Source organism: Ktedonobacterales bacterium (genome assembly GCA_036557285.1).
In the GTDB taxonomy this organism is placed as follows: Bacteria; Chloroflexota; Ktedonobacteria; order Ktedonobacterales; family DATBGS01; genus DATBHW01.
In genome coordinates, this window is the sequence record DATBHW010000048.1 from 1 (window position 1) to 24,606 (window position 24,606).

The window sequence follows — 24,606 nt, forward strand, 5'->3', positions numbered from 1 at the left end:
GTATCCCCCACTCGAGGGTTGGTGATTCACGTGTTACTCACCCGTCCGCCGCTGACGGACTCCGAAGAACCCGTCCGCGCGACTTGCATGTGTTACGCACGCCGCCAGCGTTTGTCCTGAGCCAGGATCAAACTCGCCATAAGTGTTTATGTCGAGCTTTGCAAGCTCAAAGTTCTTGCATTTCCTCTGCGCTCATTGGAAGCGAGCCAGAGGACAAGACCCGCCGAGAATCGTTTTCCCGATCTCGATCTGTGGCTTTGTTTATCGCTGTTTTTGCTTACCACTCTTCAATTGTCAAGGTGCATGTTCAGCCGTTCTTTCCGACGGCGTACATAAATATACCATGCCCAGGAAGCAATGTCAAGAGCTTAGGACTATTTAGTTCTACCACCTATCGGGGGTTGCCACTTGTAGCGCCGCCCCCTTCGGGAAGAGCCGCTTGCCTCGGCTATGCCTCGGCATTCTCGCTTCCGTTGGTCGCTCGCGCGTCCCTCTTGGCGGCGCAACGCTGGCCTGCTGGCGCCGTGGCCTGGAGGGCGAACGCTCGCCCTGGCGCAGCGTTGGCCGCCTGGAAGGCGGCGCTACCAGTGGCGGTGGCCTGGAGGGCGAGCGTTCGCCCTGGCGCAGCGGTGGCCGCCTGGAAGGCGGCGCTACAAGTACCATGCCTCGCTTGCCAACACCTCATTTTTGCTAGAACCGGACTATTTTCAGCAACATCAGATATTGAAACGCTGCATGAGATAGAGCGCGGTGCTGAGAAAGATCGCCAGACTGATGACCGCGATGACGGGATCTAATAAAGGCGCGGCGATGAAGCTGCCGCGCAGGCGCACCTGCGCCAGCACAGCGGGCAGCGCCAGCCCGCAAATGGCGGCGATCAAAAGAGTGATGCCGGTTCCCAGGCCCAGCGCCAGACCCAGCAAGGGATTGCCAAAGAGCGCGCCGGAGATTACTCCGACGACGACGCTGGCGAGGAGTCCACCCAGCGTACCCAGGCGAAGCTCGCGGAAGAAGATGCGCCAGAATGCCCGCCCGCGCCTATCGCGCAGCACCCAGCCCGCGATGCCAAGCTCCTGCGCGCCGATGCCGCCGCTGGTGAAGAGCAGCAGCGGCACAAATGCGATCAGCCCGCTCGTGGCCTCGCTCGTTCCGCCCGCATGGCCGCCCAGCGAACTCTCCAGCAGCCCACGCAGCACGAACGCCGCCAGGATGCCGATCACCAGATTGACCGCCAGCCAGCCGCTGCGATTGAGCGCGCCACGCCAGCTAAATGCCTCTTCGGGATGATCGGCGGCGCTGGTTCCGGCCAGTTCGGCGACATCCTCGGTATGCTCCTCATCCAGCACATCTATAATGTCATCTACGGTAATCAGGCCGACCAGCCGCTCATCCTCGTCAACCACCGGCAGCCCCAACAGGTCATACTTGGCGATGATGTGCGCGACCTCTTCCTGATCGTCGTTGACATGCACATGAAACACGTCCGGGTCCATAATGGCTTCCAGCCGTGTCTCCGGGCTGCTGGTGACAAGCTGGCGCAGCGAGACGACGCCGACCAGATGGCGTTCGTCATCAACCACGTAGAGGTAATAGACCATCTCCAGTTCTCGGCCCTGCGTGCGCAGCCGTTCCAGGGTCTCGGCTGCCGTCAGGCTGGAGGGCAGACTCAGTACCTCGGTGGTCATGATGCCGCCCGCGCTCTGCTCTTCGTAGCGCAGCAGGTCACGGATGGGCTGTGATTCTTCGGTTGGCATCAGGTCGAGCAGCCGCGCCGCTGCTTGCTCGTCCAATTCGCCAAGAATGTCGGCGGCGTTATCAGGGGCGATACGCTCCAGCAGATCGGAGGCGCGTTCAGGGTCCAGTTCGCTGACCAGAGCCGCCTGGCGTGTAGGTTCCACTTCTTCGAGGGCGTCGGCGGCGGTTTCGGTATCCAACTCCTCCAGGATCGCGCCGCCCTCGGCCACATTCAACTGCTCAAGAATGTCGGCGATGTCCGCCGGATGCAGTTCGGCCAGCTTGGCATGACTGACGCTCAAGCGCACCGCTGGCACACTGATCGTACCCGAAGAGCGAGTATCGGCGGCGCTGTTGCCTGCGCTGGCAGCAGCGCCAGCGGGCGCCAACGCAGGCTCGGCAGCCTCAATCGGCTCAACATAGTTCCAGGTGATGGTGCGCTCTGGCAGCTTGATGGGCAGCACACGCGAGAGCGCCACTGCGGGCGTTTCCGCGCCCAGGCGCCGCAGCAGGGCGCGCAGGCTGATGTCTGCGCCAACCAGCCGCGCGGTATCTCGAATCTGCGCCAGCTTGAGATCGTTGACCTTGACGACCCGAAAGCCCTGCGTATCCACGATCTGCTTGTCCAGCAGGTCGCGCGCCAGGCGCAGATCGCCGATGTGGCTCCCGTGTGGCAGCGGCTCAACACGGTCGGCAGGCGCGGTTAAATAAATGCGCTCGTCTTCCAGATTGGAGACGTACTCCCAGGGGATAATGATTTCTTGCCCAAAGAGCGCGGCGCCGGTACCTCCATTGCCCCTGGCGCCTGCGCTCGCTGCTGCGCCTTCACCAAACACGGCGGGCTTTACGGCCAGGGCTGTCACCCTGGGAAAGACATCATGCAGCGAGACGTACAGATCGCGCAGCGCGCCGATACGCTGATTATTGCTGTCATAGACTGTGCGACGCAGCAGATTGCTCAGGAAAATCATCGCCATCACCGCCCTTTCAAGGAATGCTCGTGGGCTGAGGCCGCCCACAGGTAGGATGGATAGATGCCAGCGCGTGGCTGGGCGGGCGGTGTGGCACAGCGTGTCTCTGAGACGAGGGCAAAGCCAGGGGAGGAAATGAAGAGAGGACTCGGAGAGGCCGATGGACGCGATGCTACCTGGCTGCCGGTGCGCGAGGGCGGGGCGCGCGTTCCGGCTGGCGGCTTGTGAACGATGCCAGAGGCGGCGGCGCTAGATGCCCGGCGGATTCATGACCGGCAAGGACAGGCGGCATACGCTCTTCATTCCGCCGGTGGCGTCCGTGTTGAAGCGAGCTTTCAACGCTGCTGCCCCGGTCGTCACGCTTGCGACGAACCGCCGTTGTGAACCGTTAGACTGACTACTCGGACTCGGACCAGCGTCCACAGTCCTCACCTCCTTTGCGCATTTCAGCCAGCAGAAACTATACCAAACAACAGAGCGGACCAACGAGAACCGACGTTCACCAGGGCCTCCGTCTGACATAGGGAAGACCTCCGCTTAAAGAGCCAGCTGAGACACGTTACCGGAAACAAGATGGCGCTGCAAAGCGCCCAGGCATTGCAGCCTACATAGTATAGCAGTATTTGGGCCAATCGGCAAGGGGGGCAGGTGACGGGTTCTGCCAAAAAGCGGGGTCACTGGTAGCGCCGCCGTCCCGGCGGCAGGGGGCTGCGGGGCGGTGTACCTGTAGCGCCGCCTCCCTTCGGGAAGGGCTTCGCCAGAGCCGCTTGACCGCGCTGGGCGCGGCCATGCTCGCTCCCGTTGGTCGCTCGCGCGTCTCTGCCGCTTGCCTCCCCCTGCGGGGAGCGGCCCTTGCGGGAACCTGGCCTGCGGCCTGGGCTGCTTGCCTCGGCTGGGCTTCGGCACTCTCGCTCCCGTTGGTCGCTCGCGCAGCCCAGTTCCCGCATTCTCCCTCGCTGCGCTCGGTCGCGGGCCGCTGCTGTTGCCTCGGCATTCTCGCTCCCGTTGGTCGCTCGCGCGTCCCTTCCAGGCGGCCACCGCTGCGCCCTGGCGAGCGTGCGCCCTCCAGGCCAGCGGACCAGCAGGCCACCGCTGGCCGCCAAGATGGCGGCGCTACCAGTAACATGCCTCGCTTGCCAACACCTCAGATTTGGTAGAACCGAGGCCCGGTTTCTGCTTGACAGTTCGCAGGCGTCTGGCTACACTGAAACGCATCTGAATTGATTGGCCGAGCCTGAGTCTACGCTTGCTGGAGGGCGCATCAGACGCATAGCGCCGCTGTCTCTGTCACTCTAGCAAAAGAAGGAAGCAAAAACAGCTTATGCAAATGTTTCGGAGCTTCTATCGCCAGCACCAAATCTCGGTAAAGCTCGGCGGATTTCTGGGCTTTATCGTCGTGATCGCTTCTCTCTACTTCTTCGTTCTCTCCGGCTCCATCTTTGGCAATGCTGCTGCCGACGCTACCGGCCAGGGATCTCCTACTCAAATTGGCCCTGAGAACAGTCCGATTTCTACTGCGGCGTTGCCCACGCTTCCCCCGGAGCCTTCTCCCAGCCCTATTCCTCCCCTGCTCCCGCCACGCTATCACGTGACGATGCACCCAAATCTTGCCTATGCCACGTCTGGGGCGGTGGATCGCAGGCTTGATCTCTGCGAGCCGGTTGGAGCGCCTGGCTTGCGGCCAGGGGTGATCCTGATTCACGATATTGGCACAAAGGTAGAAGACAAATCGGTGTACACCTCTCTATGCTCCTTGCTGGCGTCGCAGGGCTTTGTGGCCGCTGCCATCAATTATCGCAAGTATCCCAATGTGTGGCCTGCCCAGCTTGAAGACGCTCAACTGTCTGTGCGCTGGCTGCGGGCCAACGCTGGCAAATACAAATTGGATCCCACTCGTCTGTGTTCATGGGGCGACTCGGCGGGCGCGCATCTCGCCGTCTTTTTGGGAGTGCTGGGAACGAGCTATCCGGGTGATGAGTCAGGGCTGCTGTCCAATCAATCTCCCAGGGTGTCTTGCGTCGTTGATGATTTCGGCTATGTGGACCTGACAACGCTTCCCAACACGGCTTTCTGGCAGGGGGCTTTTGGCTTTATGTTTGGTCAGGATGCCGATGGCAAAAGCGTTGCCACGCCTGCTCTGCTCCATAAAGCTTCGCCGATCTTTTACGTGGACGCACAGAGCGCGCCGATGCTGCTGGTTCATGGGGCGCTCGATGTGGTCGTCTCTCCCGGCCAATCGCGCGAGTTGCAGCAGAAACTCCAGCAGGCCACTGTACCCGTTTCCTATATGAGCTATGCGGGAGGACATGACTTCAGCGGCGTGGCCCCCCAGCAACTGAACGCGATTAAACGCCAGATCATCTCCTATCTTACTGCCCAGGAGCATCCATAGACGGCTGAAAAACCACGCGCCTGACCATTGCTTTTACGGAGGGGCTTCTGCTCATCAACCGAGCAGAAGCCGGATGTCCCTTGGAATCGCTTGCAGACCGTGATGAGTAGGCAGTGTCTGCGGGCGCTTCTGCCCGGCGCGCGCCAGGGTGCGAATGGCGATGAGCAAGCTGGCAAAGGCGATATGTTGCCTATAGCCATCTGGCAAAGGGGCAATCTCTTGATAACCTTCCAGAAGCCAGGGCAGAACCAGGATGGGCAGCGTCTCTCCATCGTGCATGCTGAAGTGGCCCAAATCGTAGAAGAAATCAGCGCCTCTGATCTCGCCAAAGTCAATAATGCCTGTATAGTGTCCTGCTTCCTGGTACATATGCGTGACATCGAAGTCGCCATGCGCCAGCCAGGAATGCTGGCTAGCGAGCCAGGTATCATAATCCTTCAAGATGCGCTGAATGGTGGCAAGTGTATCCTGCTTCAGCACGTGGGCCTCTGCTAAGGCAGCGAGGTCACGCTCCAGGTATTCAGTGAGAAAGGCTCTGGAGGTAGAGTGTTCTGCTTCCAGGCGCGTGACCTTGCTCCTGCTCCTTTTGATCCAACCAAAGCCACGTACCGGCAGGCTATTGATAACGGCCAGGTCTCGCCCTGCCGCGCGCAGGATATGGCGCTGCGCTTGCGCGTCGTTGCAGCGGGCCAGGCTCGCGCCTTTGATCTCGGTTGTTACCATCACCGAGCGCCCAAGCGCCTGGTTGCAATGCTCGAAATAAAGAACTTCGGGCACATTCACTCCGCGCTCGCGCAAGCGTTGATGTGCGTAGACCTCAGGAGCGAAACTGGCGTCCGCTTCAGGCAAGACGCGCAGATAGCAGACTTCATCGGCCCGACGGATGCGATAGACATACGTGGAGACGCCCTCTTCAACCCGTTGCACCTGGGGGCGAACTGAGCGCGAGAAGATACGCGCGGCTAGTTCCGCGATGGCGTTCACATCCGGGGCGTTGGATGGCATCTCTACCTCTGAGACCTACCACCTAAAGGAAATCGGTCCCAGGGATTCTCGTTGACTGTAATCCGGTACCCATCAGGGTCAGCAAAGACGAAGGTGCGCCCAAACTGACCATCATAGGGTGGTGTGAGGATGGTGGCTCCAGCCGCTTCCAATTTGGTATGCAACTCATTGACCTGATCGCAATCGATCCAGAGCGTCACCCCCCATCCCGGCTGCGGCGCTTCATCCAGGTTCACTTTTGCTTCACTGAGAGCAAAGGGGATCGTGCTGGTATCGAAGAGGACAAAATCGGGAGCGGTGAATCGCTCATCGAGGGTCAAGCCCAATATCTCTGTGTAGAACGCGCGCGAGGTGGAGAGGTTGTGCACCTGTAAGCTGATAAAATCGGGTCCGAGCAGTTTTGCCATGAGTGGTCCTTCCTTTCAAGACTGAGGAGCTGGCCCATCAGCGCCCCGTGATTTCTTTCATACTAACAGTTTACCCTGTGTGGGCGCCAACGGTATGTCAGGAGCGTAACGGTTTTTTAGAGGCATGTTACAATGGAGCCAGCGGCGCCGCCTTCCATCTGCTGATTGCTGGCCTTTGCGCTTTAGAGAGGAGACAGATTGTATGTCGCAGCACTCCCACCCGCCCGCAGGCGCGCGAAAACATGCTGGTTGGGGGGCGCAGCACCCCGAACCTTGCACACTGGTGATCTTTGGCGCCAGCGGCGATCTGACGCACCGCAAGCTGCTGCCGACGCTGGCGCATCTCGATCACAAACATCCGCTGCCCCCGGCGACAGCGATTGTGGGACTGGCGCGGCGGCCAATGGATGATGAATCCTTTCGCCAGGACGCGCTGAAGGCGTTAGATACCTTTGTGGATGAGGGGCCGCTGGACGACCAGGCCAGGCAATCCTTTGCCTGGCGTCTGTATTATCATCGGGCCGATTTTACCGATCCGGCGGGCTATACAAGCCTGGCGCAGCGCCTTGAGGAGATTGACCACGAGCGCGGCGGCACAGGCAATCGCGTCTTCTATCTGGCAACGCCGCCCAGCGACTATACCCGGATTATCGCCCAGCTTGGCGCGGCGGGCCTGAACCGCGAGGCGCGCGATGGAGCGCGCGGCTGGTCGAAGGTCGTTATTGAGAAGCCCTTTGGGCGCGATCTGGCCTCGGCCCAGGCGCTGAACGCTGAAATTGGTGAGATCTTCCGCGAGAGCCAGATTTACCGCATCGATCACTATCTAGGTAAAGAGACGGTGCAGAATCTGCTGGCCTTCCGCTTTGGCAACGGCATTTTTGAGCCGCTCTGGAACCAGAAGTATATCGATCATGTGCAGATTCTGGTGGCCGAAAGCCTGGGCGTGGGTTCGCGCGGCGGCTATTATGAAGAGGCGGGCGCGATCCGCGATATGGTGCAGAACCATATGATGCAACTCCTGTGTTTGACGGGCATGGAGCCGCCAGTGGCCTTTGACGCCGAATCGGTGCGCGATGAAAAGGTGAAGCTGCTGCGATCCATTCGCCCGCTGACCACGCATGAAGTAAGGGAACGCGCGGTGCGGGCGCAGTACAGCGCCGGGCAGGTTGATGGCACGCAGATACCCGATTATCGCCAGGAGCCAAACGTTGCGGCGGATTCGCTGACAGAGACTTACGTGGCGCTGAAGCTGTTTATTGAGAACTGGCGCTGGGCCGGGGTACCGTTTTACCTGCGCACCGGGAAAGCTCTGCCCAAGCGTTCCACCGAGATTACGATTCATTTCAAGCAGGCTCCCTATCTCTTGTTTGCGGGCGAAGGCGAGGAACGCTCCCCAAATGTGCTGACGGTGCGGGTGCAGCCGGACGAGGGGATTGCGCTGCAATTTGGCGCGAAGGAGCCTGGCCCACGCATGACGCTGGCTCCGGTGAATATGGATTTTTCCTATAAGTATTCGTTCGGCGCGGAAACGCCCGAAGCCTACGAACGGCTGATCGTAGATTGCATGCTGGGAGATTCCACGCTCTTTATCCGCCGCGACGAGGTGGAGGGCGCCTGGAAGGTGGTAGATAGCATTGTCGCTGGCTGGCAGGAATCGAGACGCCACTCGCTGCCAACCTATAAAGCAGGCGCCTGGGGACCAGACGAAGCTGATGAACTGATTCGCCGCGATGGCCGCCAGTGGTGGAATCCCTAAGAATGCCTCACACAACCGACGGTTGGCCCCACCCCTGCCGCCTGGAAGGACGGCGCTACAACCCCGCCCCTGCTCGTGCGGAGGTTGTATCAGGCGCTCTAAAAGCGCCTCTCCTCAACTCTTGCTGACCTGAACGGTGAAGTCAACCAGAGCGACATGGTGCGGGCATGCCTTTCCCTTGACGCAAATCGGTTCCTGGGAGAACTGGACTTCGGCCCGCCCGCTGGCTTGCGCCGTAAAATGCCAGATGCAGCTTCGCCTGGCCGTATCGCCGTACCCAGCCGGAGTATCCAGCTTCAGTACTGAACTGGTCATGGGGGCAAGCTTCCACTTACTGCCCATTGGCAGCGCGATCTCGAAGCCATCGCCTACCTTCACGTTCACCTGCATTAATGCCTGCTGGGGCGTCAGAATCGTTACGGGCGGCGGAGACCAGGTGACTTGCTGATTGGCCCCAGGACAGCCTGTTTCCGTCGGATTAGGGGAAGCGGTAGTGGTTGGCCTGGCAGTGGTTGTCTGAGATGGTTGCGCGCCTGTGACGGTTCCTGTCCTGGTTCCCCCTGGCGCGCACCCGGCCACGAGCAGCATGGCCCCTGCCGCCAGCAGAAACCAGAGGGCGCGCGCAAAAGACAAATGCGTTGGGGCAGCGAACATCCGCATGCTGTAGAGTTTCCTTTCCCACGTTCAGGCAATCAAGCATTGTTCAAGATAAGATTCCTCTGAGATGCTAAACGTTCCACGTAAGCATTTTGTTCCCGGCGCGCGGCCATTCTTCAGGACCAGTGGGCCGGGATGCTGGCAATACCGAAAGCAAGAACGTGGCAAAGGCTGAGGCAGGCGCTAATGGGCCACCTGCCCCTGTTCTGGCTGAGGGGGCTGTTCGCGCCGCAGGCTGCCGACGCGGGAAAAGACGGTGAGCGTGCTGGCGGTGAAGGCGGTGGCGCTGAAGACCAGCGTGGGCGGCAAAACGCCTGCCCACGCGGGGGCGCGCAGGCCGGGGATAGTGGACAGGGTGATCATGATAACTGCCGTGACGGCCCAGCAGAAGGGGAGCAGCGCGCCCCGACGGCAGAGGACACCACCCTCGCGGGCCTCGTAGCGCATCGGGACTGTCTGGCCGCGCACCAGGCCGACGACCAGGCCCACCAGGCCGCAGAGTACCAGGAGAATCCATTGCTCCAGAGAGATTGGGCCGCTGCGCGCCAGCAGGCTCCAGGTCACAAACAGAACCAGCAGCAGCAGCAGGCTGGTCAGAGATGTTGAGACTTTGTGCCAGGTCAGGGCGCGCATGGAAGTGATTAACATCAGCGCGGCGACGCACGTGGCGGCGCCGAAGATGGCAATGTCCGGCATAGTTCTCTGGCGTCGGGGCGTTCACCTGGCGCCGACATTCAGAGGCTTTTTCGCTTTGATGCACGCCCCAAACGACCTGTTCCCTGCCGCAGATTCTATACCGAACTGAGCGGCGCGCCGGGGCTATTGCCTCTGGCGCGCTTTGGGCGCGCTCTTCTTGTTGAAGGCGGCGGCCCCAACCAACAGGATGCAGACCAGCGCGAAGAGGCAGCCTGCCAAAAAGATGCCGATGCCCACTGCCAGATAGGTCTTGTCGTTATCGTTGATGATACCCAAAGCAACAGGAACTAATGCTATCGCGCAAATAATGATTGCGAGAGTCACCCAGGTTTTGCGAAGGAAACGAACCATACCAGTCTCTCCCTTTATCGTTGCTGTATCTGCTACAGCTCACGGCGCTCACCCCTTCAGCAGATGTGCGCAGTATAGCATGCTTCAGCCTGAAACGATACCAGCATAGGAAGACTGATTTTTGCGCTGGCTGTTGGTGGGAGATCACGGCTGGCGGGCGATGGGTTCCACGCGCAGGATGTCGCCCGGCTGTGTGCCGCTGCGGGCAGCCGTTCCGGCGGGGAGTTCGACGACGTAGCGCGAGCGCAAGATGATGGGGCCGAGCCGCCAGGGGCGCAGGCGCGAAACCACGCGCAGCACTATGCCATCCTGAGAGACATACAGCGCATCTATGGCAAAGCGCATAAAGAACATGTGGATGCTGGAGCAGGGGTCAATCACCAGGCCGCTGCCTTCGGGGAGCGCGGCCTGGCCCATCAGGCCAAGGGCGCGCGTGGCGATTGAGTTGGCAAAGCCAGCCCGCTCCGCCAGGATGGCTTCACGGGTGGTATTGATGACGCGCACAGTGAGCATAAGCCCCTCTTTCTATCCTGCTTGACCGTTCAGCTTTTCCTGGCTATACTGAATGCAATTGCTCAAATGAGTCTCCGCCGTGTGGCAGGAGGAGAAGGTATTGTTTATGCGCGCTCACGCATCTGGTATAGAGCGGTTGCTGGTTCGTTCGCTGCCGCTGGCGCTGGCGCTGGGCCTGCTCGGCGCGGCGCTCAGCGGGCTGGCTCCGACTTCGCGCGGGCCGGTGGCCCGCGCAGACAATCCTAGTATTCGCATCGTTAGCCCCGCCAGCGCCAGTGGCCCTGTGCAGACGGGCATTGAAATCGTCGGCGCCGGTTGGACGGCTGGCGATATGGTGCAGGTATTTTATAATAAGTTCGCCGATAATCAGCCCTGTGGCGATCCCAATAACGCCCAGGCGCTGGCAGACGCCCACCCTCTTCCTGGCGTTTCGATACAGATTCCCAATCCTGATACCTGGAAGGTTGACTTTCAATGGCCTTCGGATACGGGCATAGGGCAGTTCTATATCTGTGCCTTTGATAAGAATACTCCGACACAGGTGACGCCTTCCAATCAGCCATTTAATGTCCTCTCAACGTCGCTGCCCAGCCTCAGCGTTGATAATTCATTCCCGCATGTTGGCGAACAAATTACGGTGAACGGCCAGGGGTTTCTGCCTGGCAATCAGACGGTTGATCTGCTTCTTGCCCAACCAGGCCAGCAAACTGGGACCAAACTGACAACAGCGAGAGTGGGGAATGATGGCAGTTTTTCCCAGAAGATCACGCTGCCTCAGTCTCAAAGCGGGCAGCTTGATGTGGTCGCCGTTTCGCGCTCGTCGGTGGGCGGCGCGATCCCGCCGCTGATCGCCTCGCAGGCGATCACAGTGGACCCCACGCCCTTGACGCCAACGCCTGGGCCAACCAGCACGCCAACGCCTGATCCCACCGCCAGCACGCCGACAGGGAGTACTACGGGGACCAGCCCAACAACATCCTCAAAATCCGGCCTGCTTCTGACGGCGCTGGTCTTGTTGCTGGCGCTGGTGATTCTGGCGATCTTTGGGGTGCTGATCTGGTATGTCCTGGGAACCCGCCCGCCCGCCGGGGCCGGTTCGGCTGTCCCGCCTCCTTCTGCTCCACGCAGCCGGGGAATGGGTCCGCCGCGCCGGGGGCAAAGTGGCGGTTGGCGATCAGAGCCGGGACGGCAGTCTGATGATGAATGGGAAAGCCTGCAAGGGCCGTGGGAAGAAGACGAGCAGGGCGGCTGGAGCGATCTGCCAACGCAGTGGAGCAATGAGGCGAATCCCTGGCCCCAGGATCAACGAGGGCAATCGGGTCCAGCGGATTATGGGAACTCTGGCGCTCAGCGTCCTGCGCCACCACGCGGGCCGACCCGCGATGACTGGCAGGGTCGCGCTCGTCCGGGGCAGGATGATTGGTGAGGGGGAGAAAACTGGACGCGCCTTCTTCTCCCAGGAGGCTTGACGTTTTCCCAAGGAAGCATTATACTTATACGAGCAAGCGCCATTGTGCTGGTCTATCAGCCGCATGCCTACCGCTGGCAGCCGCGCGCAGCAGGCGCTAGCGCCTGGTGGAACGCTCCGCCAGCCAGGGGCGTGCGGCCCGGAGCAGATCCCTGGATGGGAATAGTGAGGTGTGGAATGATCCCTGGAAGCAGTCCGTCTGACTGGAAAGAACGCTTCTCTGGCAAAAGGGCTGCGGCGCGTCTGACGATGCTGCTCCTCACTCTGTTGCTGCTCTTGCTCCTTGCCGTGCTGCTCTCCAATCAAGGGGTCTTTGCCCCATCAACCGTTTTCGCCAGGGGGCATTCGCCACGTACCTATTCGAGCCAGCAGACGCAAAAGGAAAATCTCATTCCCAATGCCCCTGCCGATCTATGCCCGCCGCCGACGACGCCAGACCCAACCGTGACGCCCACGCCATGCCCATCGCCATCTCCTTCCCCATCCCCATCGCCGACGCCGACACATACGCCGACGCCGACACGGACCCCCACGCCGACCCCGACGCCGACGGATACACCGACCCCGACGGACACGCCGACGGATACGCCGACGCCAACCGAAACCTTCACGCCGACGCTGCCGCCGGAGACGCCTGACAGTGGTGGTGGCGGTGGTGGCGGTGGGGGCGGCAGCCCTGGCGGCAGCGGCGGGCCATTCAGCCTGGTGTTGATTCTGCTGCTCTTGTTGGGGGTGGTGGTGCTGGGTGGAGGGGGCTTTGCCCTGTATTACTATACCAGCAGCCGACCCCAGGAACCCGGACGCCAGGGCGCGCCAGCGGTTGGCGGTGTGGGGCGCTGGGGGGCCGTTGGCCGTCTCTGGGGCAACCAGGACGACGATGAATATGACGACGATGAGTATTATGACGATGAGTATGAGGATGATGACTATTACGATGATGAGTATGAGGATGAGATGTGGGAGGAAGATGATTTCTATGATGACCCGCGCGCTCGTCGGCCCGGTGGGCCAATGACCGGCGCTGGACCCGCGACAGGTACAAACTGGGGCAGAAATACCGGAGGTGGGCGCGAAACGCCGCGCCCACAAACCCAGTCGGGGCAGTATTACAGGCAGGATGATAATCCCTGGCCGCCATCAGGGAATACAGGGTATGGCAGGCCGCCGCCACCCCCCGGGAACCGGCCAGGGCGTTAACAATCTGGCTGCGAGCAGAGGCTAGTAGAAAAGTCCTAAGAAGGGACGGGAAGATAGACTTTCTGACCCAACTGGTTATAATGGTTCCAGGCTTGCAAGCACTCTGGCAGGTCAGGGTAATATTCCGGGCGTTTCCTGTGGAGGCTATGATGGGTTGGATTCGTCGAGAACGTAGGCTGCCCCGACGGTCGCGCGGTCAGCGCGGCCAGGCAGTGGTCCTTATAGCTTTTTCGATCACCTTTGTGATCTCGCTTTTAGGGCTGTCGGTAGACAGCGTGCGCCTCTACATCCTCTACAACCAGGCGCAGCGCGCGGCGGAAGCGGGCGCCCTGGCCGGCGTCCTCTATATGCCCGACTTTTTTAGTCCTCTTGCCCCGGCGATAGATGGCAACAGCGCCGTGAGCCGGGCGTGCGCCGAGACCGCCAAAAATGGCGTCCCCTGCGCGACGGGGCCTGGGCTGGTCGGGGCCTGGCCGTCGCAGGTACCGGGCAAGCCCAACGATTTGCTGGTGACGGTGACGCTGGCTGCCGACAACTTTTTACTGGCTTTGCTCAACCCGTCGCTTGCCAGCTCTACGGTCGTGGCTACGTCTACCGCGGAATATTTGCCGCCGGTTCAGCTTGGCTCGCGCCTGACCTACTTTGGCGACCAGACACGCGGCGACCAGTTTTACGCGGCAGTGGATGGCCCACAAGACCTGAAGGAATATGGGGATGCGCTGACGCCAATCATGGAGGAGGGCGATTCCGACCCGATTGCCAACCCCGACGCCAGCAGTTTTATCTATACCACCAGTTATGGCAAAAGCACCAATCATCAACAAACGGCGGGCTGGCCCCAGCCCAACCCCAACCAGCAGCCGCCAGGGTTTAACGGGACGGATGGCGCGCCGGGCTACAGCTATGAGATTGATGTGCCTGCCGCTTCGCTGAACGTTGCTGTGCAAGTCTATAATCCACGCTATGATCCGGGCGGCGGTTCGAGCTTGTGGACGGATGACCATTTCCAGGGCTGGGAGAATGTCTTCCCCGGCTGCTCAGATAGTACTAAATGGTTGTCCACGCTGGGGGCATGCCACTTCGAGGAAGCCAATCTCTATATGACGATGGGCTACTCGCTCTATAAAGTGCCACTGCCCTTCGAGCGCTCGAAGGATGTACTGGTGGCAAGCCAAACCTACACACCGGTGGATAACTGGGGGCCAGATTTAACAGATAAGGGCTGTAGCCCTGGTTCAGAGGTCTTTGACGTGACCACCGGCGCGTGTGCCGCGATCTCCTCCTACCCTGATATTGGCGCCTGGACTACGATTGGGACGATTACCCAGGCTGGCATGTATCGGCTGACCGTTGACGCGGGAACCATCGGCTATGGCAGCAAGCAGTACAGCGTCAGGTTGGTTCCCACAATGAACGACCCCGGCCTGCGGCTCTTTGCCTGGAACGATATGAGCGTGATCTTTACCGTCGGCGGCACCGATCAGGTCTTTGATCTGGGTAACATTCCTGCTCCCTATGCCGGAAAGACCCTCGATTTTTCGGTCTACGATCCTGGGGACTCCGGCGGGACCGTCTGTCTGCGTATCCTCGATCCCAGCGGGAATACCGCCGCGCTGCCTGCCTGGGTGCATACGACTGCGGCTTGTGGAGCGAACTGGATTGACGCTTCCAGGTCTTATTACAATGGACTGACGCTCAATCTGCCCATTGCCATCCCCAAGGTCTATTCGGGCGGCTGGTGGCAGGTAGAATACAAAACCACCGCGAGCGACATTGACGATAAGGTCACGATTGCCATCAGCTTGAAAGGCAACCCGCTGCATCTGGTGGGCTAGCGCGTCCAGCCCTTGCGCGCCCGGTAGGTCACTGCCGGGCGCGCAGTTTTGCCAACTCCGGCTGAAGACTCGCTTATGCGCTGGCTGCTGTGATGACCCAGGCCAGGAAGGCGGGTACCGCCTCGATGGAGGGGAGGGCCAGGTCGGCTTCGGCGGCCAGCGCGGGCGGCGCTTCTTCGTGCAAGACGGCGACGGCCAGCCCTTCACACGCGCCAGCCTGGCGCAGACGGCGCAGCGCACGAAAAGCGTCTATGTCGGTGGTGTCGTCGCCCAGGTAAACGGCGCTGCGCAGGCGGCGTTCCTGGGCCAGCGACTCCACCGCTGTGCCTTTATCCAGCGCCAGCGGCGGGCGAACCTCGGCTACCAGCTTGCCCACAGTGAGCCGCAAGCCCAGCCGCTCTACCAGCGGGCGCAGCGTCTCCCCGACGATTGCCAGCGCCTGCTGGGGGTCCGCGCAGCGGCGGGTGTGAATGGAGCCGCTCGCGCCTTTGCGCTCCACGCGCAGCCCGCTCAGGCGTGGGGAAAGATCGCGCTCAGCGAGATCGAGCGCCTGGGCGACGGCAGGCAGATAGGCGCTGGCTTCGGGGACTATCTGCGGCGCAGGGTCACCTGGCAGCCAGCGTTCCAGGCCATGATTGCCAATGTAGAGCAGGCGATCAACGCCAACCATGCGCCGGGCGTCGGCAGCGGCGCGGCCAGAGATGGCGGCGACAACCTCGAAGCGGTCTGCCGCCTGTTCCAGCAATGCGGTCATTCCTGGCAGCAGGCGCGCCGCCTCTGGCGTGGGGGCAATGGGGCTGAGTGTGCCGTCTATGTCCAGCAGCAGGCCGCGTGGCCGCCGGGCCAGCGCCTGGCGCAGCGCCGCCGCCTGCGTCGGGGTCAGGCCAGGGGGCAGGGCTGGGGGATCGCTGCCAGCAGCCAGGAAGGGCGAGACGGAGGGGAAACCGTCTCGCCCTTCACTCTGTTGTCTCTCTCCATTTCGTGTCATAGGGACGCCGTTATCAAGAACTATGCCATGACAGGGAGCCAGGATAAGGGGTTTCAGCCCGCCTCGTGGTTAATCGTCTCCCAGCGGCGGCCCCACTTTTTCTCCGGCGCCTCGTTCTTCTTCAGCTTCCTCCAGGCCGTTACCGTCCGGGGCAATAGGAACGATGCCCGCCAGTTCACGCTCGGTGAGTTCGATGGCAGAGGGCGTCTCGCCGACAGCATGCCCGCCTTCGGCCATGCTTGCCATGCCAGCAGACCCTCCGCTCTTGCGCAGCGGAATCTCTTTGAGGAAGATACAGGCGATGAACGCCGCGCAAATCAGCGCGAACGCGATCAGAAAGACGATTTGCAGGCCCGTCGTCAGCGAGAACTTCAGCGCGGTAAAGAGCGACGGCTGCCACTGCGCGGCCAACCCCTGCGCCGTCGCCGATGGGATGCCTTGCTGTGTCAACGCCTGGGCAATACCGTGTTGAATCTGCTGGGGCGGCACTTGCAGCAGATTATAGTTGGCGAAGTTCTGTTGAAACTGGGCCAGCGTGTTCTGAGTCGTCCCCTTCGGGAAAGCCGCCTGCAATTGCCCTGGGAAGGCGCTGTTGAACTGGTTGGTCAGCAACGCGCCAAAGACGGCTGTGCCAACGGTCTGAGCGATCTGGCGGAAGAAGGTCAGCGCGGCGGTGACGACACCAATCTTCTGAATGGGGAAGGCGTTCTGTACGACGATGGTGAAGAGCGCGATGCCCGTCCCCATGCCAATGCCCAGGATGATCATGTTGATCACGACTTCGCCCTGGGTGGTGCTGACCTCGATGCGCGACATCAGATACATGCCGACACAGGCGATTGCCATGCCCACCAGCGCCAGGATGCGGTAGCGCCCCCAGCGCGAGAGCAGTTGCCCGGAGATGATGCTGGCAATGACCCAGCCGCCCATCAGCGGGGTCAGCAGCGAGCCAGAGCTTGTGGCGCTGACGCCGGTGACATTCTGCAAGAAGAGTGGGATGTAGAGGATGGTGCCGAACATGGCCGCGCCGATCATCACCGTTGTCACAATCGAGACGGTGAAGATGCGATTCTTAAAGAGCCGCAGGTCCAGCACCGGCTCTTGCGCGCCGAAGAGTTCCCACAGGATGAAGGCCAGCGCGCCCGCGCCTGCTACGAAGAATGAAGTGATGATCTGCGCTGAATCCCAGGCGTACTGTCCAGGGCCAGTGCCAGCCAGCGAGAAGCCCAGCAGCAGCGGCGTGATGCTGACTACCAGCAGGGCTGTGCCAACATAGTCAATCTTGCGCGACGCCTGCGGGTTGTTGAAGACCGGCAATGTGAAGAACAACACGAGCAAGGCGGCAATGCCCAGGGGCAGGTTGATATAGAAAATCCAGCGCCAGGAGAAGTTATCGGTAATGTAGCCGCCCAGCGCCGGGCCGACGATACTTGCCACGCCAAAAACGCCGCTAAAGAGGCCCTGCCACTTGCCGCGCTCTGCTGGGGGGAAGATGTCGCCAATGATGGCAAAGGCAATTGGCATCATCGCGCCAGCGCCGATGCCTTGCAAGGCGCGGAAGATGATCAACTCCGTGACGCTCTGGGATGCGCCGGAAAGGGCCGACCCGAACAAGAAGACCACGATGCCGCCCATAAAAAACCATTTGCGGCCCCAGATGTCCGAAAGCTTGCCATAGATTGGGACGGTAACGGTTGAAGTCAATAAATAGGCGGTGAAGACCCAGGAATAGTTCTGCTGCTCGCCGCCTAATTCGCCAAAGATTTTGGGCATTGCCGTACTGACAATCGTCTGGTCCAGCGCGGCAAGCAACATGCCCAACAAGAGGCCGCTCACTGTAGCGGCAAGCTGTTTACCTCGGATGGGCATGCCGATGGTGGCTTGGGAGCGACCATTCGAGCCATTGCGCCGGTTCATCTCTCCTGATTGCTCTTTCACCGTCATCGATTCCTCAGAAGCCATGCTGACTGCTCCCTTCAGGCCGTTAATATTTTAGATACTTAACTAATTTACCATGAGCAGGAACAAAATGTCAAGGGTATCAAAAGGGAAGTGTAGCGAGTAATACAGAACTTACCCCAGTGCCTGCTCGAAGGCAGCCACCGCTCCCCCACCCCTGGCAGCCTCTTCGTCTCAGGCCGCGCAGGCACGGGTGCGCGGCCTTCAGCCGCCAGCGGACTTGTACATAGCCCTGGGACTCGTGTCACTTGTAGCGCCGCCTTCCAGGCGGCCAACGATTCGCCAGGGCGAGTGTTCGCCCCCAGGCCAGCGGACCAGCAGGCCAGCGTCCAGCCGCCAAGATGGCGGCGCTACAAGTGGCGCCCCGATAGTGGGGAAGCGGGCCTCTTTGGGTGGAGTGTGGAGCGTTTCGTCATCGGACGCGTAGCCACGCTCTCGACTGGCTAGCGCATGGCGTCAAGAAGATATGGGCGCACCTGATCCTGGGACGCCAGCCAGTTTCGCCAGCGCCTGGCGGATGCGCGCCAGGCTGCGCTCGCGGCCCAACACCTCCATTGTCTCGAAGAGCGGCGGCGAGACGGTGCGGCCAGAAAGAGCCACGCGCGCGCTCATGAAAAGCTGTCCTGGCTTCAGGTCCAGTTCGGCGGCCAGGGCGCGCAACGGCTCCTCCATCGCGGCGGCTTCCCACGTCGGCAGACGCTCCAACAGGGCCAGCGCGCGCTGCAAAGCCGTGACGGTCTGCTCGCGGTCCATGCCCTTGCCGATCAGCGCGTCGGCCTGATAGCGCAGGTCGTCGGTGAAGAAGAACGGCACCATCTGGGCGGCCTCGCCCAGTGTCTTCATGCGTTCCTGCTCCAGCTTCAGCACGCGGGTAACATAGGCTTTGTCCAGCGGGCGCTTGATGCTGTGGGGCAGACCGCCCGCGCCTTCCGGGCGCTCCAGATAGGGCAGGGTGCGCTCGGCCAGTTCCTCCGGGCTGAGCATGCGGATATAGACGCCGTTCATCCAGAGCAGGCGCTCCGGGTCGAACATGGCGTCGGCAAGGCCCAGGCGGTCCAGCGAGAACGAGGCCATCAACTGCTCGCGGCTGAGAATGTCGGTCTTATCATCATACGACCAGCCAAGCATCGCCAGATAGTTGATGATCGCCTCCGGCAGATAGCCCTGCTCTTGATAGGAGCTTAGCGGCTCCGCGCCGTGTCGTTTGCTCAGCTTCTTGCGGTCTTTGCCCAGGACAACGGGCAGATGGACCCAGATAGGCTGCTCCCAGCCAAAGAATTGATAGGTCAGCACATGCAGCGGCGCGCTGGGCAGCCATTCCGCCGCGCCGCGCGTGACATGCGAGATGCGCATCAAGTGGTCGTCCACGACGTTGCCTAGATGATAGGTGGGCAGGCCGTTGGATTTGAGCAAAACGGCATCCTGAAGCTGGTTGTTCTCGAAGACCACATCGCCGCGCAGCAAGTCTTTGACGACGGTTTGCCCCTCCAACGGGACAGCCAGCCTGACCACAAACGGCTTGCCTGCGGCTTCATTCTCGTTCCGCTCCTCTGGCGTGAGATAGCGGCAGCGTCTGTCATAGCGCACCGATTTGACGCCGCGCGCCTCCTGCTCCTTGCGCATCTCGGCCAGGCGCTCTGCGGTGCAATAGCAGCGATACGCGCCGCCGCGCTTGATGAGTTCATCGGCGTGGTATTGATAGATGGCGGCGCGCTGCGTCTGATAATACGGACCATAGGGACCGCCGACAATCGGCCCTTCGTCGGGCATCACGTCCAGCCAGCGCAGACCGTCCAGCAGGGCGTCTACCGCTTCAGGCACCGAACGCTCGGTGTCGGTATCTTCGATGCGCAGCAGGAACTGGCCGCCATAGCGCCGCGCGAAAAGCCAGATAAAGATGGCGGTGCGATAGCCGCCGATGTGCTGAATGCCGGTGGGGCTGGGAGCGAAGCGCACCCGCACAGGTTTTGCGCGCTCTTCGTCGGCGCGCTCATTGGTCGCGCCGGAAACCTCGGTCTGAGGCATAGGCTGCTCCTTATGATACTCACTGTGAACTTCTTCACACTTTTTTTGTGAACTGTGAGCTAGTTCACAGTTTTTTATGTCATGATACAGCGGTTTTATGCGTTGTATATGGTAGAGGCGCTTGCAAGGCTATGGGCAGCGCGTGCGCCATCGTATCCCACGCAGACACGTTATCTTTTAGCATAGCCGATGGTCTGGTCCGCTGTCAAGGAGGCTGGCGGTTGAAACCAGGGTCTGAAGACGGCTGTGCAGGCCGGACCCGATCCACCCAGGCAAGCACGCTTGCCAATTCAATGGCGGTTGATTGGCATACATCATGCGATAGCTCAGTTTATGTTCCGGTTTTCTACGACTCTCTCTGTTGGGTGTCTCTTTTTTGGGTAGCTCACCCGTATACAACATAATGAAGTAGAGAGCAATCTGATACGCAGGAAAATGGTATAGAGGGGTGTCCCGCGCGCCCCTATATGACGGAAGGCTGGAAGTCTCGTGCAGAAAAAGCCTGATACGCCCCATATCCCCCCGGAGCCAGAGGAGGAGCCTCAGCGGCCTGCCCCTGATGCCGCGCAGGGCGACGGCGCCGCCCCTCTCGATCAAGCTGAGGCCACGCCCCAGGTATTAGAAGAAGATCAGCGCAGCGCGAAGATGGCTGATGATGAAGCGCCTACCACGCCGCTCAAGGAATCAATAGGCCGCGCCAGGCAAGTCCTGGCGGCGCGCAAGAGCGCCTCCTCCGAGCCGGTGTCCACCAGCGCGCCTGAGACACTGCCCGCTGCTAAGGAGACGAATGGGCATCAGCGCGCTGAACCTTCAGACTTTCATCAGCGATTCCGAGAGCGTCGTCGCGCCCGCGCAGCGCGGGTGCTGGGGATGGACGCCGATCAGACCGCTACGGACGTGGCAGAGCCAGAGGCTCAAGACGGCCAGGCTCCAGCGGCGCAGCCGTCGCTGGCAGGTGAGATGGCCGCTTCGCTGGCCGCGTCCCCGCCTGGAGATGAGGTAGCTCCTTCGTTGGCCGCATCCCAGCCTGAAGACGCGATGGCTGCGCCTGAAGAAGAGGGGGCCGCTTCGCTGGCCGCGTCAGCGCCTGAAGAAGAGAGGGCCGCTTCGCTGGCCGCTCCTCAGCCTGAAGATGCGCCGGAGATCGAGCCAGCGGCAGAGGCGGCTGCTCCTGCGGCCCATACCACAGTGGCGCTTGAAGATGGACACACCGACCAGCCGAAGAGTGGCACGCTGCCGCAAGACGCGCCCCCTGTCAGCGCGGGGGATGAGCCAGCATCCGGGCGCAGGGCGGAACCAGATGGCTCTGGCGCGGCCCCAGGAGCCAGCAACGGAAAATCGCGCGTGACCGCTAAATTGACGGTGGTGCTGGCTCCTGCTCGAACCAGCCGCTTGCTGGAAACCGATGAGGCGCGCGCTGCCAGGGCAGCGGATGGCGAGATTACCGAAGAGGGGGACCGGGACGGTTCTCTGGCCGAACTTGCCTCAATGACGGCTCTGCGCCCGCGAACAGAGCCATTGGCATCCATCGGCATCAGCCGGAAGGGCTTGATCAGCGAAGAAGCCCGGCGCGAACGCTCGCTGCGGGCGCGCAGCGAAGCGAATCGCCGCTGGCGCCGCCGCCGCCGCTATACTCTTTATGTCATGGGCTATCAGCGCAGGCGTCAGGAACAGCATAATACATTGCTGCGGCGGGCGATGACGAGCGTGGTCGCGCTGGTGGGGCTGGTGATTCTGGTTGTGGTTGGCTATACCCTCAACAATGCCTATAGTTATTATGCAAGCCAGTCGGCGCTTCTGGCGGCTTTGCCCAATGTGACCTCGCGCGATAACGCCGAAATCCTTGATTCTACCGGCAAGCTGCTCTATAAAATCACGGCAGATGGCGTGAAGCATTATATTCCCCTGTCGCAGATGTCAATCAGCGTCATTAACGCGACGATTGCCACTGAGGATAAAGACTTCTGGATCAACGATGGGATTGATTTCAGCGCCATTATCCGCGCCGCGACGGCAGACTTGAACAGCGGTAGCATCAATCAGGGCGGCAGTTCTATTACCCAGCAGTTGATTAAGAACACGGTGACGGGTGGGGATGATACCTTTGAGCGCAAGCTCAGAGAGGCCATTCTGGCCGTTGGCATTACCCAGCAATATTCCAAGGCGCAGATTCTGGAGATGTACCTGAACTCCATCGGCTATGGCGAGAACGCCTATGGCATTGATGCCGCCGCGCTGGAGTATTTTGATCTCGCGGATAAGGGCAATGTCACCGGGGCGTCGCAGCTTGATCTGGCGCAGGCATCCATGCTGGCAGGTCTGCCCAAGAACCCGAATCAATTCGACCCGTTTATCGCGCCCAAGAAGGCGCTGGACCGCCAGAAAGTCGTCTTGCAAGCGATGGTTGACCAGGGCTATATCAGCACAGGCGAAATGGTGCAGGCGGAAACCGAGGCTGCTCGCCCTGACTTCCTTAAGTCGCCGCCGCAGGGGGCTAATCTTGCGCCGCATTTCGTCTACTGGATTGAGGACCAGTTGGCGAACATGATTGATGCTGGTAAGATTTCGCTCTCGCTCACCGGCCTGCGCATCTATACGACGCTGAACCTGAGCCTGCAAAACAAGGTGCAAAAGGTCATCCAGCAGCATATTAAGGATCTTCTCGCCACCAGGCAGGATGTGGATAATGGGGCTGCGGTGATTCTCGACCAGCATACGGGCGCGGTGCTGGTGATGCTGGGCAGCGCGGATTACTACAATTCCAGAATTAACGGCAAATTCAACGTGGCTACCCTGGGACACCGCCAGGTGGGGTCGTCGTTCAAGCCGATTACCTATGTGACTGCTTTTGAGAAGGGCTGGTTCCCGGCCATGCCTATTTTCGATGGCCCCACCGCCTTTCCTTATGACACGTCCTTTGGCTATAAGCCCCTGGATTATACCCGCGAATTTACCGGGCAGCAGACTGTTCGCACGGCGTTGCAAAATTCGCTGAACGTGCCTGCGGTGAAGGCGTTGGAGTTTGCTGGCGTTGCTGATACCTTGAATATGGCCCAGCGCCTGGGTATTATGGACTACCAGGGTACGCCGGGCCTGTCAATGACCCTGGGCAGCCTGGATATTCACCTGATTGATCTGACATCGGCCTACAGCACCTTCGCCAATTATGGGGTGCGCAACCCGCCGTTTGGCATCTGGCGTATCACCGATCAAAGCGGCAAGACCGTTTATCAGTATACGCCCCACGGAGAGCAGGTCATCAGCCCGCAGGTCTCGTTCCTCCTCACCAGCGTTCTGACTGATAACGGGGCACGCTCGGATGAGTTTGGGCCATGCAGCCCGCTCTATCTCGAAACCCGTTCCGATTGCTTTGCGGGCAAGCCTGCCAGGCCAGCCGCTGCCAAGACAGGCACGACGGAAGACTTCAAGGATGATCTGACGATGGGCTACACGATGGACTATACTATGGGCGTCTGGATGGGCAATACTGATGACCACTCGACGAATGAGTCCAATGGTATTGTTGGCGCTGCGCCCGTCTGGAACGCGGCAATGCTGGCTGCGGAAGCCGGGCGGCCTTTTGTGAACTTCCCGGTGCCGCCTGGTGTGGAGAAAGATCACTATTGTGGAAACGGCAGGTGTTCCACGGACTGGTTCATTACCGGCACGGTTCCCAATGGCGCTGTGGGCAATGCTGGTCAGGCGATTCCAGCCTCCTGCTTGCAAGTTGCCAGACATGGGGCGCCTGATGGAAATAACTGGAAAGTCAACTGTCCCGCGCCAAAGGAGCCTCCTGGCCCACCAGGAGGTGGCGGTGGTGGAGGCGGTGGAGGGGGTGGTGGTGGCGGTGGCCCATGCACCACGCCACCTTGTCCACCTCCGCCAGTCCCGGCTACGACGCCTGTCGCGCCGTTCTATGGGCCGGTCAGCCCCGCTGCGCCGCAGCCTGCGCCCATGCCGAACAGGCCGCCCCAGCAGTGGCCGTCCATCCAGGACATCAATGTGCAGCGTCAGACGCTGTAGACCTGAAGATAGCCGCGATCCAGATGAAGCCAACGCGCTGCCGCCGAGGAGGTACCCGGCGGCATCCGTTTATAGCATTCGATTATTATGAAGTCGCAGCGATCCTTCACTGCAAAGAAAGAGAGCGATCTATGCCTGATGTGGTCCTCAAAAAGGCGACGTGCAGCCTGGTCATCGAGCAGGACGGGAAGCTGCTGCTGGTGCAAGAAGCCGATCCCGATATATATCAATTGTGGAATCAACCAGCAGGGCATGTAGAGCCAGACGAAACCTTCGAGCAATGCGCGCTGCGCGAGGCGCGCGAAGAGACGGGCTACGATGTGGACCTGATCGGCCTCCAGGCAATTTACTACGACGTGGCGGCGGGTGATGTCGAGATCAACATTTGCTTTCGCGCCCGGCCCCTGGGGGAGCCGCGCCATCCCCTGGCCGATGATGTGCTGGGGACGCGCTGGTTCAGCCGCGCGGAACTCATGGCCTTCCCCCGCGAGCAACTGCGCCACGCGCGCACGTTGCGCCGCCTGGAAGACTGGCTGGCAGGCAAGGCGTTCCCCCTGGAAGTCATTGTGCAGTCGCCCCTGCGTTTTGGGTGAAGAACCTACGAAGAATCTACCTGGCACGGCTGCCAG

The 24,606-nt window shown here is 60.8% G+C and carries 20 protein-coding genes and 1 rRNA gene; 8 read left to right on the plus strand and 13 right to left on the minus strand.

Annotation, left to right across the window (positions count from 1 at the left end; genetic code table 11):
• The 3 genes from VH599_14770 to mgtE form a co-directional block, all read right to left on the minus strand.
• Positions 1-143 (minus strand): 16S ribosomal RNA (locus VH599_14770); the annotation flags it as partial.
• 241 nt (positions 144-384) lie between these two features.
• Positions 385-663 (minus strand): hypothetical protein, encoded by a 279-nt coding sequence (locus VH599_14775; GenBank protein ID HEY7349576.1) that lies wholly within the window; start codon positions 661-663, stop codon positions 385-387.
• A 53-nt stretch (positions 664-716) separates the two neighbouring features.
• Positions 717-2,711 (minus strand): magnesium transporter, encoded by a 1,995-nt coding sequence (gene mgtE, locus VH599_14780; GenBank protein HEY7349577.1) that lies wholly within the window; start codon positions 2,709-2,711, stop codon positions 717-719.
• Positions 2,712-2,768: 57 nt separating this feature from the next.
• Between mgtE and VH599_14785 the strand changes: the two genes are divergently transcribed.
• The gene (locus tag VH599_14785; protein ID HEY7349578.1) at positions 2,769-2,933 is read left to right on the plus strand and encodes a hypothetical protein; all 165 of its coding nucleotides are present in this window, start codon (positions 2,769-2,771) and stop codon (positions 2,931-2,933) included.
• Between the two features lie 376 nt (positions 2,934-3,309).
• Here VH599_14785 and VH599_14790 read toward each other — a convergent pair whose 3' ends face one another.
• Entirely contained in the window at positions 3,310-3,831 is a 522-nt protein-coding gene (locus tag VH599_14790; protein HEY7349579.1) for a hypothetical protein, read from the minus strand.
• A 195-nt stretch (positions 3,832-4,026) separates the two neighbouring features.
• Between VH599_14790 and VH599_14795 the strand changes: the two genes are divergently transcribed.
• Positions 4,027-5,097: an alpha/beta hydrolase gene (locus VH599_14795; GenBank protein ID HEY7349580.1), complete on the plus strand. Its 1,071-nt coding sequence runs from the start codon at positions 4,027-4,029 to the stop codon at positions 5,095-5,097.
• A gap of 54 nt (positions 5,098-5,151) precedes the next feature.
• On the opposite strand, the gene VH599_14800 is transcribed toward VH599_14795, so the two are convergent.
• Positions 5,152-6,102: an aminoglycoside phosphotransferase family protein gene (locus tag VH599_14800; protein ID HEY7349581.1), complete on the minus strand. Its 951-nt coding sequence runs from the start codon at positions 6,100-6,102 to the stop codon at positions 5,152-5,154.
• 2 nt (positions 6,103-6,104) lie between these two features.
• Complete coding sequence (locus VH599_14805) at positions 6,105-6,509, minus strand: VOC family protein (GenBank protein ID HEY7349582.1); 405 nt, start codon at positions 6,507-6,509, stop codon at positions 6,105-6,107.
• A gap of 202 nt (positions 6,510-6,711) precedes the next feature.
• Between VH599_14805 and zwf the strand changes: the two genes are divergently transcribed.
• Positions 6,712-8,265 (plus strand): glucose-6-phosphate dehydrogenase, encoded by a 1,554-nt coding sequence (zwf, locus tag VH599_14810; GenBank protein HEY7349583.1) that lies wholly within the window; start codon positions 6,712-6,714, stop codon positions 8,263-8,265.
• A 114-nt stretch (positions 8,266-8,379) separates the two neighbouring features.
• Here zwf and VH599_14815 read toward each other — a convergent pair whose 3' ends face one another.
• From VH599_14815 to VH599_14830, 4 genes are all read right to left on the minus strand, one after another.
• The gene (locus tag VH599_14815) at positions 8,380-8,925 is read right to left on the minus strand and encodes a protease inhibitor I42 family protein (protein HEY7349584.1); all 546 of its coding nucleotides are present in this window, start codon (positions 8,923-8,925) and stop codon (positions 8,380-8,382) included.
• 180 nt (positions 8,926-9,105) lie between these two features.
• Positions 9,106-9,618, minus strand: a complete 513-nt coding sequence (locus tag VH599_14820; GenBank protein ID HEY7349585.1) for a hypothetical protein — start codon at positions 9,616-9,618, stop codon at positions 9,106-9,108.
• Between the two features lie 123 nt (positions 9,619-9,741).
• Positions 9,742-9,969 carry a hypothetical protein gene (locus tag VH599_14825; GenBank protein ID HEY7349586.1) on the minus strand — a complete coding sequence of 76 codons (228 nt, stop codon included), beginning with the start codon at positions 9,967-9,969 and terminating at the stop codon, positions 9,742-9,744.
• A 144-nt stretch (positions 9,970-10,113) separates the two neighbouring features.
• A complete protein-coding gene (locus VH599_14830) occupies positions 10,114-10,482 on the minus strand; it encodes a DUF192 domain-containing protein (protein HEY7349587.1) in 369 nt (122 codons plus the stop codon).
• A gap of 106 nt (positions 10,483-10,588) precedes the next feature.
• Between VH599_14830 and VH599_14835 the strand changes: the two genes are divergently transcribed.
• The 3 genes from VH599_14835 (at position 10,589) to VH599_14845 (ending at position 14,982) form a co-directional block, all read left to right on the plus strand.
• Positions 10,589-11,908: a hypothetical protein gene (locus VH599_14835; protein HEY7349588.1), complete on the plus strand. Its 1,320-nt coding sequence runs from the start codon at positions 10,589-10,591 to the stop codon at positions 11,906-11,908.
• A gap of 39 nt (positions 11,909-11,947) precedes the next feature.
• Positions 11,948-13,147, plus strand: a complete 1,200-nt coding sequence (locus tag VH599_14840; protein HEY7349589.1) for a hypothetical protein — start codon at positions 11,948-11,950, stop codon at positions 13,145-13,147.
• A 146-nt stretch (positions 13,148-13,293) separates the two neighbouring features.
• A complete protein-coding gene (locus VH599_14845) occupies positions 13,294-14,982 on the plus strand; it encodes a Tad domain-containing protein (GenBank protein ID HEY7349590.1) in 1,689 nt (562 codons plus the stop codon).
• 73 nt (positions 14,983-15,055) lie between these two features.
• Here VH599_14845 and otsB read toward each other — a convergent pair whose 3' ends face one another.
• From otsB to gltX, 3 genes are all read right to left on the minus strand, one after another.
• On the minus strand, positions 15,056-15,970 hold the full coding sequence (gene otsB, locus VH599_14850; GenBank protein ID HEY7349591.1) for a trehalose-phosphatase: 915 nt from the start codon (positions 15,968-15,970) through the stop codon (positions 15,056-15,058).
• A 69-nt stretch (positions 15,971-16,039) separates the two neighbouring features.
• Entirely contained in the window at positions 16,040-17,932 is a 1,893-nt protein-coding gene (locus VH599_14855) for an MDR family MFS transporter (GenBank protein HEY7349592.1), read from the minus strand.
• 453 nt (positions 17,933-18,385) lie between these two features.
• Positions 18,386-19,954, minus strand: coding sequence for a glutamate--tRNA ligase (gltX, locus tag VH599_14860; protein ID HEY7349593.1), 1,569 nt, complete (start codon positions 19,952-19,954; stop codon positions 18,386-18,388).
• 489 nt (positions 19,955-20,443) lie between these two features.
• Here gltX and VH599_14865 point away from each other — a divergent pair, with 489 nt between their 5' ends.
• Complete coding sequence (locus VH599_14865; GenBank protein ID HEY7349594.1) at positions 20,444-23,977, plus strand: transglycosylase domain-containing protein; 3,534 nt, start codon at positions 20,444-20,446, stop codon at positions 23,975-23,977.
• Positions 23,978-24,108: 131 nt separating this feature from the next.
• Positions 24,109-24,570 (plus strand): NUDIX domain-containing protein, encoded by a 462-nt coding sequence (locus VH599_14870; GenBank protein HEY7349595.1) that lies wholly within the window; start codon positions 24,109-24,111, stop codon positions 24,568-24,570.
• Positions 24,571-24,606: the final 36 nt, after the last annotated feature.